Source organism: Acinetobacter sp. YH01020, assembly GCF_013420275.1.
GTDB lineage: Bacteria > Pseudomonadota > Gammaproteobacteria > Pseudomonadales > Moraxellaceae > Acinetobacter > Acinetobacter amyesii.
Genome location: NZ_VOYN01000098.1, coordinates 1 through 4,242 on the forward strand (window position 1 = coordinate 1; position 4,242 = coordinate 4,242).

Genomic DNA, 4,242 nt, shown 5'->3' on the forward strand with positions numbered 1-4,242 from the left:
TTCGTTTAATTTGTTCAGCATGATGCTCATCATGTAGATCTCGTTTCGCTCGATGTTCTGGATTGTCAGCGAGATCTAAAGTTCGGTAATAGGTTGAAGCTGCGATCGGTAAAATCCTACAAATCGCCTCAACACCATATCGATCTTTATTGTTCTGGATAAAATCCACCATTATTTGTGTGGGCGGTCGAGCTCCGCCTGGGCGAAAAAAGCGGCTGCTTTACGTAGAATTTCATTGGCACGTTTTAATTCTTTAATTTCACGTTCCATTTGCTTCATTTTTTCTTGGTCAGATATCTGTTGTACTTTGGCAGGATTTAGTTGATCCATATGCTTTAAATACCAAACACGCAATGTTTCAGGAGTACAACCAATCTTAGGTGCAATAGCTGTGATTGCAGCCCAAGTAGAAGGATAATCTTTTTCAGATTCAATCAATAATTGAACCGCTCTTTCTCTGATTTCAGGGGTATATTTTGGTTTTGTCATTGGAACATTCTCTCAAGAAAGTTGGTCTCCGACAAACCCGGTACGGTTCAATAGCTCAATCTTAAATTTAGTAAATACTGGCAAAACAATAAGGTTATATCAGTCCTTATTGTATAAATAGTCTATAGGTTTAAATAGTTATGAAAAAAGCATTTAATGTGGCGATTTTTGGTTTAAATTTAGAAACGTTAGACCAAATGAATAACCAGTTATTGCTTTCGGTGCCAACAGATGTAAATGTGCAATGGGTGAATATCTCAAGTAATGAAATTGATTTATTACTTGTGAATGACATGTTTTTTGATTCACCAAATATTCAGCGTGTGATTCAGCAGCAGAAGTCTTATTTACGTTTGGTAAAAGATGTTAATCAGGCAGGTAGTATTATTGAGGATAAATTATTTTATCCATTCACTCGTCTGAATCAGCTCGTTGAATGGTTAGAACAGCGTTATTTTAATTATATGGGCCGTCAGGTTAATCCTATTGAGGATAATTTTGTGTTGAATAGCGCTCGAAATTCTGCAGCACAATATTCGCAAACTAAAGTAGATCATAAGTCGGTGTTTAATGAAATTTTCACACCACGAAATGGCTATATTCAATTGTATGATCACACGGGTTTTCTGGCATTAATTGATACCAGAACAGAGCGGGTTTGGTTTGAGCAGAATCAAGAGTTGTACAGTTTAAAAGACACTATTAATCAAACTTATGCAAAGAATTCATTTGTACATGAGATGATTAAAGATAAAACACCTTACGATTTAAGAACTTGGTTATGGCAAGCCATCTCACATTCAGGTGATTTAGATTTACCAAAGGTAGATGCTGACCATGTTTTTAAATTAAATATATGGCCACAATTTGAAAAAAGTTTAGACCGTAAAGATAACTTAAAAATCGCAGCTTGTTTTGCTTTAGGTGCAAAAGTACAAGATGTTCAACAGCATCTAGGAATTTCTCTAGAGCGTGTGAAAAAATTTGTCGCAATTGCACAAACTTTGAAATTGGGTGAGCTAATTGAGGCGGATGCAGCAAAATTCAGTATTGAACAGAAGCAAGAAAATTCTGGTCAGGTGAATAAACTACGCAGTTTCTTCGGAAAATTGCGAAAAAAACTAGGTTTGTAATTTTAAATGGGGTGTACACCCTTAACTTGAGATGAAAAAATGGCACGTATTAGTTTAGATACATTAACAAGTATTGATGGTTTCGTTGCAGGTGCTTTAGTTGACAGCGAAAGTGGTTTGGCTTTGGCGCCCCAAGGTACAGGCATTGATTTGGAGCTTGCTGCAGCGGGTAACACCGAAGTTATTCGCTCAAAGCGCAAAGTTGCAAAAGCTTTACAATTAAATGACAACATCGAAGATATTCTTATCACTCTAGGTAAGCAATATCACTTAATCCGTCCATTGGACAGTAACGAAAACTTATTCTTGTATTTGGTTTTAGACCGTTCTAAGTCTAACCTTGCAATGGCGCGTTATGAATTAAAAGCATTTGAAAAAGAACTTGATTTTTCTTAATCAGCTGCACATTGATTTGGTAAGTGAATCCAAAAATACCAGCTTTAAAGCTGGTATTTTTTTATTGAATACAGCATTAGTTTGTGAAATAAACCTGCTGTGCAATTTTAATCGTTTCTACATGTAATTGTACTAAGGGTTCAAGTGCCTGATAGCCACCTGCAAGTACAAACATGAGTGGAATACCGTGTTTTTTTGCCAATGAAAACACCATTCTTTCGCGATGCTGAATATATTCAGTTTTAAACCATCTAGAGCCGCAAGGATCATCCTGATGGCAGTCCATTCCCGCCTGATAAATAATTAAATCTGCTTTCCAGTCCAATGCAGCTTGAAAAGCTTCATGGATTGCAATGATATATTGGGAAAAAGTACCTTTATCTTTATGAATATGACGTGTTTCTGAATGTGCATAACTTGGGCAACCAAATGCTAAGCCATAAATACTAAAATTAAATAAATTGTTGAAACGACGGGTAAATTCAGCAGTGCCGTTGCCACCGTGCTGATCGCAGTCCAAAACAAAAATACGTTTTTCTGGAAACTGCTGTGCAACCAATGCTAAGCCATTAAAAGTACAAAAAGAGTTACCAAACTCATAAATCGCATGGTGAAAACCTTGAGCAAGGTTACCTGAAATTTGATGTTGAAATGCCAGTTCTGCCGCTAAAATTTGCCCTGCATTAATATGTAAAACAGCATCTCGCAATTGGATATTCCACGGTTTAAATCCCTGAAATGTCGCTAATTTTTCAGGTGTACCTGTTAAAAAGGCATCGACATAATTTGGGTCGTGTAGTTGTTTTAAAATATTGGGATCAATTCTGCTGGGTGCATGAAGCTGAATACCATCCAATTCAGAAATTGCATTTGCAACTGCACTGAGTTTTTCCATGCTGTTGGTGTGGGTATGGGCAAAATAGTGTGGTGAATAGCAAATATTTAACATGCGTTTATGCTCTAACTTGACGCTGTGCTAAGTCAACCAATTGCTGTAATTGTGTTGTGCCAGGACTATATAGACCGTTTTCAATCTGTTGTGCATAGTGTGTACTAAAAGCACGTGCCCGATTTTCAGGGGAAATCGCTAAAGTCGTCAATCTAAGGAACCAGAACCCCCGCGCAGCACGATAAGGAATAATATGTCCTTTAAAATCTGAACAGCTCGGATATTGCTCAGGCATTTCAGCATCGTAATCTACCGAAAATAAAGCACCTGCAGGTAAACGTACGCCATTCATCAATAAGGGCTGTAAGCTAATGCAGGAATGATCATCACCCATATTTATTTTTTCTAACAAAATAGGTTTTGAATTGTCATCGACAAAAATATTGATGCGACCTTGTCTGAGTATTTTTCCGTGCGCAATTTTTAAGAAAAAATTTTCAGCCATCGGACAGGAGCCGACTTTAGGTTTTTCTTGCAATGTGTGTAGCTGAGTCAGCGATGTATCATGACAAGTATGGGGTAAAATTACATCTGCAATCAGTTGACTCAGTACTTGGCTTTCTTCAAGTTGAGCATGTTGTGCAATATGGCGTAATTTTTTTTGAAAATAGACAGCCTGTTCTAATTGTTCAGCAAAGGTTTCGTGGCAGTGTTTCGCTAAAAATGTAATGATCTCTGGATTTTGGTCAAGGTTGTGCCAATCAGTGATATGAATTGGATGCATCGATTGCTGCTCAAGTAATTGCTTTAAACTTTTGGTATCGAACTGGTCAAAAAGTTTTAGATCATTTAATTCCTGCGCATCACGTGGGATATTAATATATTCCGCCAATACCCGTGTTGCTTGAGTATAACCACAACCACGACGTTCAGTTTGATGCGTATAATGCTCATTTAGCATTTCTGTCAATTTATTTGACAGTGGACGGGCGTGATTTCTAAATATTTGAATAATTTCATGGTCATTTAACGTAGACATGAAGATTTGCTCTTGAATCATTTATTTTAATTGTGTAAATGTACCGATTTTTTGAATTTTTAGTAAGATGTTTCATATTAAATATATTAACTGAATGACGGCAAATAGATTTTATTTAACCTATAAATGCAATGGGCTTTGTTGCACAAAGATTTGAAATACAAAGCCTCCCCTAATTGAGCCAAATTTAAGGCGTAACTTGGGTAAGTGGTCGACCTAATTCCGTAAATCTGTTGAGGACTGCTACACGTGCATGAATTTCATTGACTTGGCTATCAAATTTTCTTGCACTGAGT

4 protein-coding genes, 2 pseudogenes and 1 other annotated feature are annotated in these 4,242 nt (G+C 36.8%); of the genes and pseudogenes, 2 read left to right on the forward strand and 4 right to left on the reverse strand.

Annotation, left to right across the window (positions count from 1 at the left end):
* Positions 1-489 (reverse strand): annotated as a pseudogene (locus tag FTT85_RS18025) (transposase); the annotation flags it as partial.
* Positions 98-214, reverse strand: a sequence feature (AL1L pseudoknot). (Overlaps the previous pseudogene by 117 nt.)
* 140 nt (positions 490-629) lie before the next feature.
* On the opposite strand from FTT85_RS18025, the gene FTT85_RS18030 reads away from it, so the two are divergent.
* Both FTT85_RS18030 and FTT85_RS18035 read left to right on the forward strand, forming a co-directional pair.
* A complete protein-coding gene (locus tag FTT85_RS18030; RefSeq protein WP_180184101.1) occupies positions 630-1,622 on the forward strand; it encodes a hypothetical protein in 993 nt (330 codons plus the stop codon).
* A gap of 39 nt (positions 1,623-1,661) precedes the next feature.
* The gene (locus FTT85_RS18035) at positions 1,662-2,018 is read left to right on the forward strand and encodes a roadblock/LC7 domain-containing protein (RefSeq protein ID WP_180184102.1); all 357 of its coding nucleotides are present in this window, start codon (positions 1,662-1,664) and stop codon (positions 2,016-2,018) included.
* A gap of 76 nt (positions 2,019-2,094) precedes the next feature.
* Here the strand turns inward: FTT85_RS18035 and FTT85_RS18040 are convergent, their stop codons facing one another.
* The 3 genes and pseudogenes from FTT85_RS18040 to FTT85_RS18050 all read right to left on the reverse strand — a co-directional run.
* The gene (locus FTT85_RS18040) at positions 2,095-2,967 is read right to left on the reverse strand and encodes a histone deacetylase (protein WP_120368435.1); all 873 of its coding nucleotides are present in this window, start codon (positions 2,965-2,967) and stop codon (positions 2,095-2,097) included.
* A gap of 4 nt (positions 2,968-2,971) precedes the next feature.
* Positions 2,972-3,946: a hypothetical protein gene (locus FTT85_RS18045; RefSeq protein ID WP_228199222.1), complete on the reverse strand. Its 975-nt coding sequence runs from the start codon at positions 3,944-3,946 to the stop codon at positions 2,972-2,974.
* A gap of 187 nt (positions 3,947-4,133) precedes the next feature.
* Positions 4,134-4,242 (reverse strand): annotated as a pseudogene (locus FTT85_RS18050) (IS5/IS1182 family transposase); the annotation flags it as partial.

Bases quoted from the DNA above. Each gene is read 5' to 3' on its own strand.
- FTT85_RS18045 (WP_228199222.1), bottom strand. From the start codon at position 3,946: ATGTCTACGTTAAATGACCATGAAATTATTCAAATATTTAGAAATCAC.
- FTT85_RS18035 (WP_180184102.1), top strand. From the start codon at position 1,662: ATGGCACGTATTAGTTTAGATACATTAACAAGTATTGATGGTTTCGTT.
- FTT85_RS18030 (WP_180184101.1), top strand. From the start codon at position 630: ATGAAAAAAGCATTTAATGTGGCGATTTTTGGTTTAAATTTAGAAACG.
- FTT85_RS18040 (WP_120368435.1), bottom strand. From the start codon at position 2,967: ATGTTAAATATTTGCTATTCACCACACTATTTTGCCCATACCCACACC.